This window comes from Pseudomonas sp. TE3786 (assembly GCF_054057335.1).
The window spans coordinates 111,412-127,871 of sequence record NZ_JBSRZF010000011.1 but is presented as its reverse complement, the minus strand read 5'-3'; the positions used below and the strand labels follow the sequence as shown (position 1 = coordinate 127,871).

General features: G+C 62.0%; 15 protein-coding genes. 8 read left to right on the top strand and 7 right to left on the bottom strand.

Annotated features, from left to right (window positions below; translation table 11 throughout):
* Positions 1–43: 43 nt before the first annotated feature.
* The 5 genes from ACVW0Y_RS14035 to ACVW0Y_RS14015 all read left to right on the top strand — a co-directional run bounded on the left by ACVW0Y_RS14035 (position 44) and on the right by ACVW0Y_RS14015 (position 4,889).
* Positions 44–673, top strand: a complete 630-nt coding sequence (locus tag ACVW0Y_RS14035; protein WP_457438940.1) for a sarcosine oxidase subunit gamma — start codon at positions 44–46, stop codon at positions 671–673.
* A 113-nt stretch (positions 674–786) separates the two neighbouring features.
* The gene (gene purU, locus ACVW0Y_RS14030) at positions 787–1,644 is read left to right on the top strand and encodes a formyltetrahydrofolate deformylase (RefSeq protein ID WP_457438939.1); all 858 of its coding nucleotides are present in this window, start codon (positions 787–789) and stop codon (positions 1,642–1,644) included.
* A gap of 225 nt (positions 1,645–1,869) precedes the next feature.
* Positions 1,870–3,069 carry a formaldehyde dehydrogenase, glutathione-independent gene (fdhA, locus tag ACVW0Y_RS14025; protein ID WP_457438938.1) on the top strand — a complete coding sequence of 400 codons (1,200 nt, stop codon included), beginning with the start codon at positions 1,870–1,872 and terminating at the stop codon, positions 3,067–3,069.
* Positions 3,070–3,201: 132 nt separating this feature from the next.
* A complete protein-coding gene (creD, locus tag ACVW0Y_RS14020; RefSeq protein ID WP_457438937.1) occupies positions 3,202–4,581 on the top strand; it encodes a cell envelope integrity protein CreD in 1,380 nt (459 codons plus the stop codon).
* A gap of 5 nt (positions 4,582–4,586) precedes the next feature.
* Positions 4,587–4,889, top strand: a complete 303-nt coding sequence (locus ACVW0Y_RS14015; RefSeq protein ID WP_457438936.1) for a hypothetical protein — start codon at positions 4,587–4,589, stop codon at positions 4,887–4,889.
* A gap of 150 nt (positions 4,890–5,039) precedes the next feature.
* On the opposite strand, the gene ACVW0Y_RS14010 is transcribed toward ACVW0Y_RS14015, so the two are convergent.
* The 7 genes from ACVW0Y_RS14010 to ACVW0Y_RS13980 all read right to left on the bottom strand — a co-directional run bounded on the left by ACVW0Y_RS14010 (position 5,040) and on the right by ACVW0Y_RS13980 (position 12,877).
* A complete protein-coding gene (locus ACVW0Y_RS14010; protein ID WP_457438935.1) occupies positions 5,040–5,669 on the bottom strand; it encodes a glutathione S-transferase in 630 nt (209 codons plus the stop codon).
* Positions 5,670–5,857: 188 nt separating this feature from the next.
* Complete coding sequence (locus ACVW0Y_RS14005; RefSeq protein ID WP_457438934.1) at positions 5,858–8,263, bottom strand: TonB-dependent siderophore receptor; 2,406 nt, start codon at positions 8,261–8,263, stop codon at positions 5,858–5,860.
* Positions 8,264–8,364: 101 nt separating this feature from the next.
* A complete protein-coding gene (locus ACVW0Y_RS14000; RefSeq protein ID WP_457438933.1) occupies positions 8,365–9,336 on the bottom strand; it encodes a FecR domain-containing protein in 972 nt (323 codons plus the stop codon).
* A complete protein-coding gene (locus ACVW0Y_RS13995; RefSeq protein WP_457438932.1) occupies positions 9,333–9,866 on the bottom strand; it encodes an RNA polymerase sigma factor in 534 nt (177 codons plus the stop codon). Before ACVW0Y_RS13995 ends, ACVW0Y_RS14000 begins: the two co-directional genes overlap by 4 nt.
* A gap of 112 nt (positions 9,867–9,978) precedes the next feature.
* The gene (locus ACVW0Y_RS13990) at positions 9,979–10,689 is read right to left on the bottom strand and encodes a 3'-5' exonuclease (RefSeq protein ID WP_457438931.1); all 711 of its coding nucleotides are present in this window, start codon (positions 10,687–10,689) and stop codon (positions 9,979–9,981) included.
* A gap of 9 nt (positions 10,690–10,698) precedes the next feature.
* A complete protein-coding gene (locus ACVW0Y_RS13985) occupies positions 10,699–12,633 on the bottom strand; it encodes a putative nucleotidyltransferase substrate binding domain-containing protein (RefSeq protein ID WP_457438930.1) in 1,935 nt (644 codons plus the stop codon).
* 79 nt (positions 12,634–12,712) lie between these two features.
* Positions 12,713–12,877 carry a DUF1302 family protein gene (locus tag ACVW0Y_RS13980; RefSeq protein ID WP_457438929.1) on the bottom strand — a complete coding sequence of 55 codons (165 nt, stop codon included), beginning with the start codon at positions 12,875–12,877 and terminating at the stop codon, positions 12,713–12,715.
* Between the two features lie 452 nt (positions 12,878–13,329).
* Between ACVW0Y_RS13980 and ACVW0Y_RS13975 the strand changes: the two genes are divergently transcribed.
* The 3 genes from ACVW0Y_RS13975 to ACVW0Y_RS13965 are packed head-to-tail and all read left to right on the top strand — an operon-like array spanning position 13,330 to position 16,424.
* The gene (locus tag ACVW0Y_RS13975) at positions 13,330–14,325 is read left to right on the top strand and encodes an ABC transporter substrate-binding protein (RefSeq protein WP_457438928.1); all 996 of its coding nucleotides are present in this window, start codon (positions 13,330–13,332) and stop codon (positions 14,323–14,325) included.
* 57 nt (positions 14,326–14,382) lie between these two features.
* Positions 14,383–15,237 carry an ABC transporter permease gene (locus ACVW0Y_RS13970; RefSeq protein ID WP_457438927.1) on the top strand — a complete coding sequence of 285 codons (855 nt, stop codon included), beginning with the start codon at positions 14,383–14,385 and terminating at the stop codon, positions 15,235–15,237.
* On the top strand, positions 15,234–16,424 hold the full coding sequence (locus ACVW0Y_RS13965; RefSeq protein WP_457438926.1) for a quaternary amine ABC transporter ATP-binding protein: 1,191 nt from the start codon (positions 15,234–15,236) through the stop codon (positions 16,422–16,424). Before ACVW0Y_RS13970 ends, ACVW0Y_RS13965 begins: the two co-directional genes overlap by 4 nt.
* Positions 16,425–16,460 lie beyond the last annotated feature (36 nt).

The window sequence follows — 16,460 nt, the reverse complement described above, 5'->3', positions numbered from 1 at the left end:
GGATGACGGATGTTTTGTTTGATTGCTCGTTTGCGAGGTCCGTATGACTGCTATCAACGTTTACAAGCAGCGCCCGGACGCCGCCCACGCCGAGTCGCCGCTGTTCCATGCCGGCCTGGCGGATGCCGCCGGCAAAGGCAAAGCCAGCGCCGGTATCCAACTGCGCGAACGCAAACTGCTCGGCCATCTGACCATTCGTGGCGATGGCCATGACGCTGCATTTGCCGCTGCCATTCACAAAGCCACCGGCCTGGAACTGCCGGGCGCATTGGCGCTGATCAGCTCGGGCGAAAGCTCGCTGCAATGGATGGGCCCGGATGAGTGGCTGCTGGTGGTACCCGGTGGCACGGAATTCGAAGCCGAGAAAAAACTGCGTGAAGCCCTGGATGGCCAGCACATTCAGGTGGTGAACGTCAGCGGCGGGCAGACCATCCTCGAGCTGACCGGCAGCAAGGTGCGTGAGCTGCTAATGAAGTCCACCAGCTATGACGTGCACCCGAACAACTTCCCGGTGGGCAAGGCGGTGGGAACCACCTTCGCCAAGTCGCAGCTGGTGATCCGCCACACCAGCGAGGACACCTGGGAGCTGCTGGTACGCCGCAGCTTCTCCGACTACTTCTGGCTGTGGCTGCAGGATGCCAGCCAGGAATATGGGCTGGCGGTAAAAGCCTAAGCGCTCAAGGCCCGCTTTTGTGGGAGGGGCTTTAGCCGCGATGCTTTTACGATCAACAGCTCGCGGCTGAAGCCCCTCCCACAAGGGTCCCCCAACTCTTTGTGGAGTACCCCATGAGCCGCACCCCCGATACCTGGATTCTCACCGCCTCCTGCCCAAGCATTCTCGGCACGGTGGATGCGGTGACGCGTTATCTGTTCGAGCAGGGCTGTTACGTCACCGAGCACCACAGCTTCGATGATCGGCTGTCGGCGCGGTTTTTTATCCGCATCGAATTCCGCCAGCCCGAGACCTTTGCCGAGCTGGATTTCCGTGACGGTCTGGCCGCCCGTGTGGCGAGCTTCGGCATGGACTTCGAGCTGACCCCGCCGAACTACCGCAGCAAGGTGGTGATCATGGTCTCCAAGGCCGACCACTGCCTGAACGACTTGCTCTACCGCCAGCGCATCGGCCAGCTGCCGATGGATGTGGTGGCCGTAGTGTCCAACCATCCGGACCTGGAACCGTTGGCGCGCTGGCACGAGATTCCCTACTACCACTTTCCCCTGGACCCGGCCGACAAGCCTGCGCAGGAGCGCAAGGTGATGCAGGTGATTGCCGACACGGGTGCCGAACTGGTGATTCTTGCCCGCTATATGCAAGTGCTGTCGCCCGAGCTGTGCCGCAAGCTGGATGGCTGGGCGATCAATATTCACCACTCCCTGCTGCCCGGTTTCAAAGGTGCCAAGCCCTATCACCAGGCCTACGAAAAAGGCGTGAAGCTGGTCGGCGCCACCGCCCACTACATCAACAACGACCTCGACGAAGGCCCGATCATTGCCCAGGGCGTCGAGCCGGTAGACCACAGCCACTACCCCGAAGACCTGATCGCCAAAGGTCGCGACATCGAATGCCTGACCCTGGCCAAGGCCGTGGGTTACCACATCGAACGCCGGGTGTTCCTCAACGCCAGCCGTACTGTGGTGCTTTAAACCTTTTGATCTTGCTCTATGTGGGAGGGGCTTCAGCCGCGAGCTGTTGATCTTAAAAGCATCGCGGCTAAAGCCCCTCCCACAAGGATTGAGTTTCACCCCGAAGAGGGTATTGCGCTCTGCCATTAAGCGGCCTCTTCCGTTCCACACATAACTCCAGTGCAAAACCGCGCAGTGCCGTCTGGCTGCGCTTTTGTAATCACAAAAACAAACGGAGAATCACCTATGTCTGGTAATCGTGGCGTCGTTTATCTCGGCGCTGGCAAGGTCGAAGTACAGAAGATCGACTATCCGAAAATGCAGGACCCGCGCGGGCGCAAGATCGAGCACGGGGTCATTCTCAAAGTGGTATCCACCAATATCTGCGGCTCCGACCAGCATATGGTCCGTGGCCGCACCACCGCCCAGGTCGGCCTGGTGCTGGGGCATGAAATCACCGGTGAAGTGATCGAGAAGGGCAGCGATGTCGAGCACCTGAAAATCGGTGACCTGGTGTCGGTACCGTTCAACGTCGCCTGCGGTCGCTGCCGCTCCTGCAAGGAGCAACACACCGGCGTATGCCTGACGGTAAACCCGGCGCGTGCCGGCGGTGCCTACGGCTATGTGGACATGGGCGACTGGGTCGGCGGCCAGGCCGAATACGTGCTGGTGCCCTATGCCGACTTCAACCTGCTGAAGCTGCCGGACCGCGACAAGGCCATGGAGAAAATCCGCGACCTGACCTGCCTCTCCGACATCCTGCCCACCGGCTACCACGGTGCGGTAACGGCCGGGGTTGGCCCTGGCAGTACGGTGTATGTGGCCGGTGCGGGTCCGGTGGGTCTGGCTGCTGCGGCCTCGGCACGTTTGCTCGGCGCTGCCGTAGTGATCATTGGCGACGTAAACCCGGTGCGTCTGGCCCACGCCAAGGCACAGGGCTTCGAGATTGCCGACCTGTCCACCGACACCCCGTTGCACGAACAGATCGCCGCACTCCTGGGCGAGCCGGAAGTGGACTGCGCAGTGGATGCAGTGGGCTTCGAAGCCCGTGGTCATGGCCATGCCGGGGCGCAGCATGAAGCGCCGGCCACCGTGCTCAACTCGCTGATGGGCGTGGTGCGGGTGGCGGGCAAGATCGGTATTCCCGGCTTGTACGTCACCGAAGACCCGGGTGCGGTGGATGCCGCAGCGAAGATGGGCAGCCTGAGCATCCGCTTTGGGCTGGGCTGGGCCAAGTCGCACAGTTTCCATACCGGGCAGACGCCGACCATGAAGTACAACCGCCAGCTGATGCAGGCGATCATGTGGGACCGCATCAACATCGCCGAGGTGGTGGGGGTGCAGGTGATCAGCCTGGACGACGCGCCGCGGGGGTATGGCGAGTTCGATGCCGGGGTGCCGAAGAAATTCGTTATCGACCCGCACAAAACCTTCAGCGCCGCATAGGCAGCGGCAGAGTCAACGAGGCAGCCTGCGGGCTGCCTTTTTTGTCTCCACACACTCTCCATATTTCCCCCATAACCGCTCCACCCACACTGCCCAGACTTGCTCCATCCCAACCATATGGAGCGCGTCGTGATGAATCGCAGTCTGGGCATCAAACTCGGGGCCATCGCCCTGCTGATCGTACTGTTGTTAATTCCCCTGTTGATGATCGATGGCCTGATCAGTGAGCGGCAGTCGGCGCGCGATGGCGTACTTGAAAACATCGCCCGCAGTTCCAGCTACAGCCAGCAGATCACCGGGCCGATTCTGGTGGTGCCGTACCGGCAGAAAATTCGCGAATGGAAAGTCGCGGAGAAAACCGGGGTGCGCTATCAGGAAGAACACGTGGTCAGCAGCCGCTTCTACGTGTTGCCGGAAAGCTTCAACCTCAATGGCGAAGTGGGCACCGAGCTGCGCGCCCGGGGCATCTATCAGGCGCGGCTGTTCAAAAGCGACAGCCAGATCAGCGGCCACTTCGAAGTGCCGGCCAACTATGGCATCACTGAAGACCTCGCCGACTACCAGTTCGATGAGCCGTTTCTGGCTGTTGGCATCAGCGATATCCGCGGCATCAACAACGCCCTCAAGCTCGACCTCAATGGCCAGACGCGCGACTTCGAACCGGGCTTTGGCGACGACATGCTGGCCAACGGCGTGCATGCACCGTTGGGCAAAGTCGACAGCAGCAAGCTGATGAAGCTGAACTACGCCTTCAACCTGAAACTGCAGGGCACCTCCAGTTTCAGCGTGGTGCCGGTGGGCCGTGACAGCCAGGTGCAACTGCACTCCGACTGGCCGCACCCGAGCTTTATGGGCGAGTTTCTGCCCAGCGAACGTGAGATCGACGCCCAGGGCTTTAACGCCACCTGGCAGACCAGTTTCTTTGCCACCAATATGGAGCAGGTGCTGCGTGAGTGCGTGAACAACGCCGGCTGCAGCAGCTTCGATGCCCGCAGCTTTGGCGTGAGCTTCGTCGATCCGGTGGACCAGTACCTGAAGACCGACCGCGCGATCAAATACGCCCTGCTGTTTATCGCCCTGACCTTTGCCGGTTTCTTCCTGGTGGAAGTGCTTAAACGCCTGAGCGTGCACCCCGTGCAATACGCCCTGGTGGGCCTGGCGCTGGCGCTGTTCTACCTGCTGTTGCTGTCGCTTTCCGAACACTTGGATTTCGCCCTGGCCTATGGCGCATCGGCGACGGCCTGTGTGGCGCTGGTGGGTTTCTACGTTTGCCATGTGCTGCACAGCTGGTTGCGTGGCGGCGGTTTTACCCTGGGCCTGGCCGCCTTGTACGGCGTGCTTTATGTACTGCTCAGCGCCGAGGATTACGCCCTGTTGATGGGCTCGCTGCTGGTGTTCGGCCTGCTCGCCTGCGTGATGCTGCTGACCCGCAAACTGGACTGGTATGGCGTGGGCAAGTCGCCTGCCCCCGAGCCGCACCTGACCCTTGAACCCGGTTTGCTGGGGGAGTGACGGCCATGCGTATGGTTGTGCAACTGGGTGCGTGCCTGGCCCTGGGGATGTTTGTGGCGTTATTGATTCTGGTGGGCCTGATGTTCGCCCAGCAGTTCGAGGTGATCAAACTGATCATGGTCACCGGCAAACCCCTGGCGCACCTCGCGCTGGTGGTGTTGCCGGAAGGCTTCTGGATCAGCCTGACCGGGGCCCCGGATGCCCTCGATAACCCGTCGGTGCGCTCGTTTCTACAGATGTGCGCCGCCCTGGGGCAGATCGCCCTGCTGGTGGGCGGCGGGCTGTTTCGCATGAGCAAGGCGCAATGAGCGGGCATGTGGGGTTGCGGGAGGACGCGCGGGTTGGCCACGAGCTGGCGCGGCAGATCGCGATGCTTTTTGCCGGTCGGGTGGAGCCGAAGGCGAAGCCCAACGACGGGGGAGTACCGTTGCGCTTCGCTGCGCTCAACCCAACCTACCTCAGGCCGGCGGCTGAGTTGCGAGCATCGACGGCCGCTGGCTGACCTCGGCATACCAGGCCGCCAACGCCGGGCAGGTTTGCCGCCAGCCCAGATCGGGTTGGCGGAAATCCAGATAACCCAGGGCACAGGCAACCCCAATCGAGGCCACATCGAAACGGCTGGGCAGCTCCGCGCTGGCCGCCGCTTCGAACTCGGCCAGGGCGCGGGTGATTTTCGCCTGTTGGCCATCGAGCCAGTCGGCCCAGTGTTTTTCCTCGGGACGCATCGCCGTTTCATAGCGAATCAGCAGCGCCGCATCGAGCAGCGCATCGGCCAGCGAGGCCAGGGTCAGACGCCGCCAGCGGCTGGCCCCGTCACGGGGAATCAGCGGTTCGCCCACATGCTGGTGATCGATGTAATCGACTATCACCCGGCTGTCATGCAACAGCGACCCATCGTTCAGGCGCAGCGCCGGAATCTTGCCCGCCGGATTGTGCGCGTTTACCGCGTCGCTGGGGTTGGTGGGGCTAAGCAACACCGACTGCAGCTCGACCCGATCCTGCTGGCCGGTTTCATGAAGAAACACCAGCACCTTGCGCACATAGGGTGAGGCGGGGTTGTGGAATAGCGTCATGGTGGCGGTGGACATGGGGCAGCTTCTCGGGTGAGTGGGCGATGGGCGTAACCCTACAGGGCCAGGTTGGGAAGGCAAAGCCTGTGGGGCTTTAGCCGCGATGCCGTTGATTTTGCCTCTTCCAGGGATCGCGGCTGAAGCCCCTCCCACAAACAACAAAGCCGCCTCGTGGGGCGGCTTTGTCGGGGGCTGAGCCTGGCGGCTTAGAACTCCAGTTGCGCAGAGAAAGTCAGGGTGCGCGGGTCGCCCAGGTAGTAGCTGTTCAGCCAGTATTCCTTGTTGGCCAGGTTGCTGACGTTGGCGCGAACGGTGAGGGTATTTTCTTCACTTACCTTGGTGCGGTAGCGAGCACCTGCATCAAATGTGGTGAACGACGGCAGGCTGTAGTTGTTGCTTTCATCGGTGTATTGCTTGCCGGTGTAGTAAGCGCCGCCTGTGAGTGCGAAGCCAGGTAGTGCCGACACATCCTGTTCCACGTATAGCTTGGCCAGTTGCGACGCAACGTTGGTTGGCTTTTGGCCGTCGTTCTCTGGGAGATTGGTTTTCTTCACCTCAGGGTCAAGCAGCGTAAGACCCCCAACAACGGTCAGCCCCGGAACCACTTTGCCGGTGACGCCCAGCTCCAGCCCTTTGTTCACCTGACGACCGTTAGGGGTGTAAGCGAAGTTGCTGATGTAGTTAGGCTTGTCGATTTTGAACAGGGCAGCGGTAAACAGGGTTTCGCCCCAGGTGGCTTTGGCACCGAGTTCATACTGCTCACTGACTTCCGGGGGCAATGCGGTTACCGGGAAGCCTGGGCGAGTCGAGGCGGAGCCACCTGGCTCCAGGCCCTCGATATAGGTGGCATAGGTGGTCAGCCAGGGCATCGGCTTATAAATAAGCGAGTAGTTCGGCGAGGTCTTGCTCTCGTCGTACTTGGTTACGGTTTCTGCGTAGCCGAACGCGTTGGCGTAGACGAAGTCGTTGGACGAAGATTTGATCTTGCTGTGGGTGACGCCAACGATGCTCGACCATTGATCGTTGAAGGTGATCACATCACCAATCAGGACGTTCTGGGATTCGCTGGTGCCCGACAGGCGCTGGTCACCGTGGCCGATGGAGTAGTCCGGCTTGTCGACCTGTGGCGTTTGGCTCAGCGCTAAGTTACCGACCGGCGAGGTGTACTGCGGGCCCGGGTATGGGATTGCGTCTTCATATTCGCGAGAGCGCAGCACATTGCCTTGATAGCCGAGCGTCACCTTGTGGCCGATGCTGGCGGTGTCGAAGGTCGAATCAAGGAACAGGTGGCCGGAGGTTTCCTCTTTGTCGGTTGGCGCAAATGCATACAGCGGCTGCGAGTAAGACGTGGACGAGTACATGGTTGGGCCGGTGTAAACGTACTCTTCGGTGTACTCGGTGTAGCCGAGGGCACCGCGCAGGGTAAAGATGTCGTTCAAGCGCCAGTTGAAGCGCGAGCCCACACGGTCATGCTCGGAGTCGGAAAAGGACCACTTCTGGCTGTACAGCGTGTCGTTGCTCAGATCTTTGGCATCCGGGCGATCAGCGCCGTTGTTGATATACCAGTAGCTGGTCAGGCCACGAGTTTCGGTCTTTTTGTGCGACGCATCGAACTGAACCAACAGGTCATCGCTGACGTTCCAGTCCAGCGCCAGGCTGATCATTTCGCGGCGGCGCTTCTGCATGTCGATCGCAGTCTCGCCATCCTGGGTTAGCACGTTGAGGCGGTAGGCGAAGACACCGGCATCATCAATCGGACCGCCGAAGTCGCCGTGCAGGTAGTAGTTCTCGCCGCCGGCGTTACCCAGGGTGACGCTGTTGTAGCGCTCGGCAGTCGGACGCTTGAGCACATAGTTGACTAGTCCGCCGGGGTTGCCTGGACCGTAGAGGAAGCCACTCAGGCCGGTGAGGATTTCGATCTGCTCCATTTCCTCAACGTAGTTGCCGGCATCGTAGCCGGTGCTGTAGCGCAGGCCGTCGTTAGCGATGCTCAGGTTGCCGGCGGCGCTGAAACCACGAATAGCCACAGCCGATGCATAACCCGCGTTCTTCGGCGAATACAGTTGGGTGAACGGGTTGCGCTTGAACACGTCGTCGGTGGAGGTGGTCTGGGTGTTCTGCAGCATCTCTTTGGAGGCCACGCTGATGGAGTACGGCGTGTCCTGCAGACTCATGCCGCCCAGCGCTCCGACGTTTCTGATCGACTCGGTGCGGTAGCCCGAATCGGCACTGCCATCCAGCACGCTTGTCGCGTTGATGTCGGTAGTCGGCAGGGTGAGTTCATCGCTCGAAACCGGGGCCAGGCTGTAAGTGCCAGCGCTGTTCTGCACCAGATCCAGACCACTGCCGCGCAACGCTTGTCGCAAGGCGGTCTGGGCGTCGTATTGGCCTTGCACCGGCTGCGCGGTTTTCCCGGTAGTCAGGCTGGGGTCGATGCTCAGTACTACGCCGGCCTGGCTGGCGATCTGGTTGAGGGTGCTGGCCAGGGGCGCTGCCGGCAACTGGTAACTGCGCACGGCGGTGTTGTCTGCGGCGAGGGCCGGCAGGCTGGCAAAGGCCATGGCGGCAGCCAATAGCGTAGGGCGGAACAGGTTGATGGCGGACTTCGACATTGCGAGCGGCTCCCAAGCAGGAATTAATCTCAATGCCCCTATGCCGAAGCAAAATCGAAAAGTGATAGAGCGGCTGAAAGTTTTTTTCGGCAGCCGTTTTCTCAGGGTTTTTCCGCCACTGGCGCAGGCACTACGCGCACCCACCAGGCGGCGCGGCGCTGGATTTGCACCGGCAGGCTGGGCGGCAAGGCGGCCAGAGCCAGGTCGGTGTTGTTCAGCGGGAAGCTGCCGCTGATGCGCAGGTCGGCTACCTGTGGATCGACGTTGAGGAAGCCGCGGCGGTAGTCGCCCAGTTGTTCCAGCAACTCGGCCAGACGGATGTTTTCCACCACCAGCATGCCGTGGGCCCAGGCATCCGCCGTGGGCGAGGCGGGGCGCACATCGCCGAGGGCGCGTTGCGCCATCAACACCTGCTGGCCTTCGCTGATGATGCGTTCGCCTTCGACGTCGGCGGGGTGCGCCGCCACGGCCGATTGCAGCACGATCAAGCGGGTGCCGGCCGTTTCATGGCGCACCAGGAAGCGTGTGCCGAGGGCGCGCAGCTCGCCATCGTCGGTGGCGACGATAAAAGGCCGGGCGTCGCCATGGGCGGTTTCCACGAGGATTTCGCCGCTGCGCAGGAAGATCCGCCGCTGCTGCGGGTTGAAGTCGATATCCAGGGCGCTGCGGCTGTTCAGGCGCACCTTGGTGTGGTCGGGCAGCTCCAGGTCACGCTGTTCGCCGGGGGCGGTGCGTGCATCCGCCAGCCAGTCGCCGAGGGGCCGCTGTTGTTGCGCCAGACCCAGGCCCAGCGCGGCCGCCAGCAGCAGGCCAAGCATGCCGCCGCTGCGCAAGCGGCTTTTACCGGTGCCCGCGGCACTGACCAGCGCGCGGCGGGCTGGCGGGCTGCTGACCTTGGCGAAATGCTGGTCCAGGCCGTTGAGCTGGGCCCAGGCGCGGGCATGTTCGCCATTGGCGGCGTGCCAGAGGTGGAATTCGGCTTTTTCCAGGTCGTTGGCTTCACCGGAGCCCAGGCACAGCTGCCAGCTGATGGCTTCGTCGAGCACCTTGGCGCAAACGCTGCTGCGGTTCATGTTGGCTCGCCATACAGGGCGATGTAGCACTGGCGCAGGCCCTGGGCCAGGTATTGGCGCACGCGTGGCACCGATACGCCCAGGCGTTCGGCGATTTCGGCGTGGCCCAGGTTGTCGATGCGGCTGTGCAGAAACGCGGCGCGGGCGTTGCTGGACAGGGTGCCGAGCATGCGGTCGATGGCGCGCAGCGATTCCAGCACCAGCGCCTGTTCTTCGATATCGGGGTGAACGTGTTCCGGCAGCGCCGACAGTTCGTCGAGGTAGGTGCGTTCCAGCGCGCTGCGGCGGAAGTAGTCGATCAGCAGACCTTTGGCGATGGTGGTCAACAGCGCACGGGGTTCGCGCAGGCTGAGGGGGTCGGATTTGCTCAGAATCCGCACAAAGGTGTCCTGGCTGAGGTCTTCTGCGCGGTGCGGGCAGCTCAGGCTTTTGCGCAGCCAGCCGAGCAGCCAATCGCGATGATCGCGATACAGCACGCCCGCCAACTCGTGGTTTGTGGAGTCCCCAACCGACACAGCAATCTCCGCCATTCAGCGAATAATGTTAGAAACATATCGAGAATTATTCGCATATGATTGCAGAGAGTGGCATATCGCCGCAATTGCAGACTGTCGGTTTATTGCGGCGATGGCCGGGTTTGCCTCAAAACCCCGGGCGTTGCTGCCGGCGCTGCCAGCGCGACAGGGCGTCGGCCAGCAATGCCGGGCTATCCAAACCTTGTTTGCGCGCCCGGCTGAAGAGGATCAAGGCCAGTTCGGCAGTCACCAGGGCATCGGCGCTGGCGTGGTGGCGTTGCTGCACCTGCAGACCGAAATGCGCGGTCCAGTCGTCCAGGCCGGCCTGGCGCAGGGTGATTTCCGGGCACAGCAGCGGTGCCAGATCGGCCACATCGAGAAAGCGGTGTTGCAGGCTGTAGCCCAGGTCGTCCTTCAGCGCCTTGCCGAGCATGTGCTGGTCGAACGGGGCGTGAAAGGCCAGTAGCGGGCTGTCCCCGACAAACTGCATAAACGCCAGCAGCGCCTCGCCGGGCGCTTGCCCGGCAGCGGACTCACTGGGCGCGATGCCATGGATCAGCACGCTGGCGCTGAGTTTTGGCGTGCTGCGCTGCAAGGTGCATTCGAATTGCTGGGCCAGGTCGATGGCAGCGTCGTCGATCACCACCGCGCCGATGGACAGCAACTGATCGCGCTGCATATTCAGCCCGCTGGTTTCCAGGTCGAGCACCACAAAGCGCTGTTGGCGCAGCGCCAGTTCGCTCCACGGAGCGGGCCCGGGCAACTGCTCGCAGGCCTCGCGCAGTGGCCCGTCGATGGGCGTGGCGGGGCGGCGGCGTAGCCAGTCAAATGGCTTCAAGCGCGGTCCTCATAGTTGATAGCGCAGCGCCAGGCTGCTTTGCAGGCGCTGCGCCTGGCGGAACGACTCGCGCAGAATGCGTCGGTCGAGGTGGTTGAGGCTGTCCGGGTCGAGGCGGTTGGAGTAGCGCTGTTGCTGGCGGGCCTGCTGCTGGTGCTGCTGCATACGGGTTTGCTGAATAAAATGGTAGGCCTCTTCATAGGCGGCGCCATCCAGCGGGTCGATCACCTCTTTGGCGATCAGCTCGCGCAGGCGCTGCAAGGTGTTGCCGGCGCTGATGCCATGGGCCAGGGCCAGCAGGCGAGCACCGTCGACGAAGGGCGTGAGGCCCTGCACTTTCAGGTCCAGGGTGTGTTTTTCGCTGCCGCTGCGGGCCACCACAAAGTCGCGAAAGCGCCCCACCGGCGGGCGGTTGCGCAGGGCATTGGCGGCCATCAGGCGTTGGAAGATCTGGTTGTCAGCGACCTCGACGAGAATCTGCTGACGCAAATGCTCGCAGCCTTCCACCGGTCCCCACACCGCCCGCAGGTCGAAGTAGATGCTCGAGCCCAGCAGGTTTTCCGGGCTCGCATCGCGGATAAAACTGCTGAAGCGCCGCGACCATTCCAGCCGCGACAAGCACAACTGCGGGTTGCTGGCCATGATCCCGCCTTTGCACAGGCTGAAGCCGCATTTATCCAAACTGTGGTTGATGCGTTCGGCCAGGGGCAACAGCTTGCCGCGCTTCAGCGCTGCGTCGGCGGCATCGCTGGCTTCGAACAGCATGCCGTTGTCCTGGTCGGTATGCAGGGTTTGCTCGCGGCGGCCTTCGCTGCCAAAGCACAGCCAGGTAAAGGCCACGCCGGGGTCGCCAAGCTGCTCGATGCTCAGCTCGATCACCCGGCTGACGGTGTGGTCGTTGAGCAGGGTGATGATCTGGGTGATCTGCGTCGACGAGGCACCATGGGCCAGCATGCGTTCCACCAGCTGGTGGATGTCGTTGCGCAGCGCCACCAGGGTTTCCAGTTTGTTGGCGTGGCTGATGGTGCGCGCCAGGTGTACCAGATCGACGCGCTGCAGGGAAAACAGATCGCGCTCGGACACCACCCCACGCAGCTGGCCGTCTTCCACCAGGCAGACATGGGCGATATGCCGCTCGGTCATGGCGATGGCGGCATCGAAGGCGCTGGCCTTGCAGGGCAGATGGAATGGATTGGCGATCATCACGCTGGCAATCGGCGCGTTGAGGTTGTCACCGCCCTCGGCCACCACCGAACGCAGATCGCGCAGGGTGAAAATGCCGGTGGGTCGCTGAGCGTCATCGACGATGACGATGCTACCCACCTGTTGCTCATGCATCAGGCGCACGGCGGCGCTGATCGGCGTGGCGGCGCTACAGGTCACCGGTTGGCGCATGGCCAGTTCGCGCAGCGGGGTGTCCAGGGAATACTGCGCCCCGAGGGTCGCCACGGCCTGGCGCTGCACCTGTTGGTTGACCTGATCGAGCAGGCTGCTGACCCCACGCAAGGCGAAGTCGCGAAATGGCGGCGAGAGGGCGAACACCTTGATAAAAGCTTCTTTGGCCAGCAGCAGGCAGAAGGTGTCTTCGCCGGCCAGGTGTTCGGTGCGGGTGGCGCGCTCGCCCAGCAGGGCGGCGAGGGGGAAGCATTCGCCGGTGGTGATTTCGAAGGTGGTTTCCGTGCCGCGTCGCGCCGTGTGCGGCCGCTCGCCGACCACCAGGCCCTGCTTGACGATATAGAAGTGCTGCACCGGCCCGCCGCTGGGTTTGAGAATGCTCTCGCCGGCGCTGTAAAAGCGCAGCTGGCAGTTCTCCAACAGGTAGCCCAGGTGGGCGTTTTCCATTTGATTGAAGGGCGGAAATTTTTGCAGAAACTCCATCAGGCCATGGATATTCTGCTGCACCGCCACCTTGCCCGCCTGGGCGAATTCATTGGCCTTGCTCATTACGCTGCGTCCGGAGCTGGGTCGAAAGCCCATAGTCCGGGGAATCGGCGGTAGGGCACATACGACCTAAGTGTAGGTTTCAGGTGCCGCCGTTGCCCACGCCGATAAATTTCTTCTTGGCATCGCTGGTGCCCCAGCTGGCACCAATGGACCAGGTGGAATCAAAACGCTCTTCAATCTCCCCGCTCTCGAAGGTTTCAGCTTGTGCCGGCAGGGCTGCGGCGAACGCTAAGACCGGTGCCAAGGCATGTTGATGTGCGGCGTTCTGCCGCGAAATTCTGGATTCCAGCCTTCGCTGGAATGACGATGACCTGGCCAAAAACCTCCGTCATTCCAGCGCAGGCTGGAATCCAGAATCTTGAGTGGACTGCTATATCCCCACAGCCCCCATCACCGGGGCATCTCAGGGATTTGCCACGGCCAAAACAAACTTCGTCAATCAAGCAGATTTAGTGGTGCAATTTCAGCAATAAAATGCCAATTCGCTGTGATCGTGTTTGCCTGTTTTTTGCCTTTGGCGGTCATTTCCGGTAGGGTAGCCCGCTGCCTGACCCCCGTATGACCCCTGATTCTGCTTTTGGGCGCGCCCCTCTTTTGCGCCCTTTTCCTGGTGTGGCCCTGCCCACGCTGCTGCGAGTCGCCCTGCGCGACTCATCTTGTGGAGCCTGCTTGGCTCTTGATGTATGGAGACTGACGATGAAGTCCATCACCACCCTGGCGGGTGTCGTGAGCCTTGGCTTATGCACCTTGTCGCTACCGGCACTGGCCGCACCGAAATGCGAGCTGGACCGGCCAGTAAAATTCGGCGGGATGAATTGGGAGACCAACCTGATCATCACCGAGATCGAACGGTTCATCATCACCGAAGGCTACGGCTGCAAAACCGAAGTCGAGTCCGGTGAAACCCTGACCATGCTTGCTGCCATGCAGCGTGGCGATGTCGATGTAAACGCCGAGATCTGGGCCACCACCATCGGTGTGCCATGGGAAAAAGCCGTTGCCGGCGGCAAGGTCAAAGCCCTCGGAACGGTGTTTGAAGGCACTGAAGGTTGGTATATCCCGCGCTATGTGGCCGAACGCTTTCCCGAGCTGAAAAGCGCCGCCGACCTGCCCAAATTCAAAGACCAGTTCGCCGATGCCGAAGAGCCCGAGAAGGGCCGTTTCTACAACTGTCCGGCCGGCTGGAGCTGTGGCGTAAGCACTGCCAATCTGTTCAAGGCGTTGAAGCTGGACGACAGCTTCACCCTGTTCGGTCCCGGCACCGGTGCCGCGCAAAAAGCCGCGATCACCTCGGCCTACAAACGCAAACGCAATATCGTTTTCTACTACTGGCAACCGACCACCGTGGTCGGCCAACTGGACCTGGTCAAACTCGACCTGCCGCCAGTGGATGCTGAGGCTGCCGCGTGCAACACGCTGCCCACCTGCGCCAATCCCAAGCCCACCGGCTACCCGCCGACCCAAGTGCTCACCGGCGTGAACACCCGGTTCAGTGAACAAGCGCCACAGTTGGCGAGTTTTCTGAGCAAGGTGGCGATCTCCCCCGACCAGCTCAACGCCTTGCTGTCCTGGTACGAGGAAGAAGGCGCGGAGCCTGAAGAAGCCGCCCAGCGCTTTCTCACTCAGCATCCGGAAGTCTGGAGCCAATGGCTGCCGCCGGCCGTTGCCGAGCAGGTCAAGCAAGCCTTGTAGTCGTCCAGTCGGCCCAGCCGCTCTGGAGTGACTGGGCCGCTTAGAAAACGGTGATTTATGTTTCCCGAGTTATTTCCCGCGCGTGATATGCGCCAGGCCATCGATGCCTTTGTCGAGCAGTTGGTGGTGCGTTACGCCGATGTTCTCGAATCCCTTTCCAAACCGTTTCTGCAGCTGCTGGTGTGGCTGGAACACCTGCTACGCGTGGCACCCTGGTGGTCCATCGTGCTGGCGGTGTTTGTGCTGTGCCTGGCGGTCAGTCGCCGGCTGTTGCTGAGTATCGGCATGGCCGCGCTGCTGTGTGTCATCGGCCTGGTGGGCTTGTGGGATCGCGGCATGCAAACCCTGGCGCTGATGATCATGGCCACCGGGCTGTCGGTGCTGGTGGGTATTCCCCTGGGCATCTTTATGGGCCGGGTGAACTGGGCCAGACGCCTGCTGACCCCGGCGTTGGATGTGATGCAAACCATGCCCAGCTTTGTGTACCTGATTCCGGTGGTGATGCTGTTCGGCCTGGGCAAGATTCCGGCGATTATTGCCACGGTGATCTACGCCGTGCCGCCGGTGATTCGCCTTACCGAGCTGGGTATCCGCATGGTCGATGAAGACGTGTTGGAGGCTTCTCGCGCCTTTGGTGCCAATCCGCGTCAGCAATTGTTCGGTGTGCAGCTGCCGCTGGCGCTGCCGAACATCATGGCCGGGATCAATCAGACCACCATGATGGCGCTGTCGATGGTGGTGGTCGCGTCGATGATCGGTGCCCGTGGTCTGGGGCAGGAAGTGCTGCTGGGGATCAACCAGCTGGAGGTCGGTCGCGGCTTGTTGGCGGGGATTTCCATCGTCGCCCTGGCGATTATTTTCGACCGCATCACCCAGGCTTACGGCCAGCGTCAGCAAGGAGTCCAGCAATGAGCAAGATTGAAATCCGTGGCATCTACAAGATTTTCGGCGCGCACGAAAAAGCCTGCCTGGAAGCGGTGCAGGGCGGCATGAGCAAGGATGAGCTGTTAGGCCGCAATGGCCACACCCTCGGCTTGCGCGATATCAGCCTGAGCATCGAGGCGGGCAGCATCTACGTGATCATGGGGCTGTCGGGGTCGGGCAAGTCCACCCTGATCCGCCACTTCAACCGCCTGATCGAACCCACGGCGGGGCAGATTCTGGTGGACGGCAAAGACGTCATGGCCCTTAACCCACGCGAGTTGCAGCAGTTCCGCCAGCGCACCATGAGCATGGTGTTCCAACGCTTCGGCCTGTTCCCCCACCGCAACGTGCTGGACAACGCCGCCTACGGTTTGCAGGTGCAGGGCATGCCCAAGGCCGAGCGCGAAGCCAAGGCGCGGCATTGGCTGGAGCAGGTGGGGTTGAGCGGTTTTGAAAAGCAGTTTCCGCGGCAACTGTCCGGCGGTATGCAGCAGCGCGTTGGCCTGGCCCGCGCCTTGGCTACCGATGCCGATATCCTGCTGATGGACGAAGCCTTCTCGGCGCTCGATCCGTTGATCCGCCGCGAGATGCAGGACCAATTGCTGGCGCTGCAAGCCAAGCTGAACAAGACCATCGTGTTTATCACCCACGACCTCGATGAGGCCCTGCGCCTGGGCAATCGCATCGCCATTCTGAAAGACGGCGAGCTGGTGCAGGAGGGCGCGCCGGAAGACATTCTGCTCAACCCGGCCAACGACTACGTGCAGGCGTTTCTGCAGGACGTGAATCGCGGCAAGGTGCTGACCGCCTCCCATGCCTTGAGCGAGCGCAAGGCATTGACCCTCACCACCCGTACCCAGCCTGCCCGGGCGCTGGAGCGTTTGCAGGAGCGCGCGTTTGATTACGCGCCGGTGCTGGATGGCCGCAACCTGCGTGGCGTGCTGACGCATGGCGCGGCACAGCGCGCGCTGGAAGCTGGAGCGCGGGATATTTCTGCTTACCTGGATGACGTGGCCTCGGTGCCGGCCAGCACCGGGCTCGACGAGGTGCTGGGGCAGCTGTTGCGTGAGCCGCAGCCAGTGGCGGTGACCGGTGATGACGGCGAGTTTGTTGGCTGGTTGTCGCGCAGGAAGGTGGTGCAGTTGGTTACGCCTGCGCTGGATTCGGCGGCCTGACTGCGTCCCCGTAGGAGCAGCTTCAGCCGCGATGCT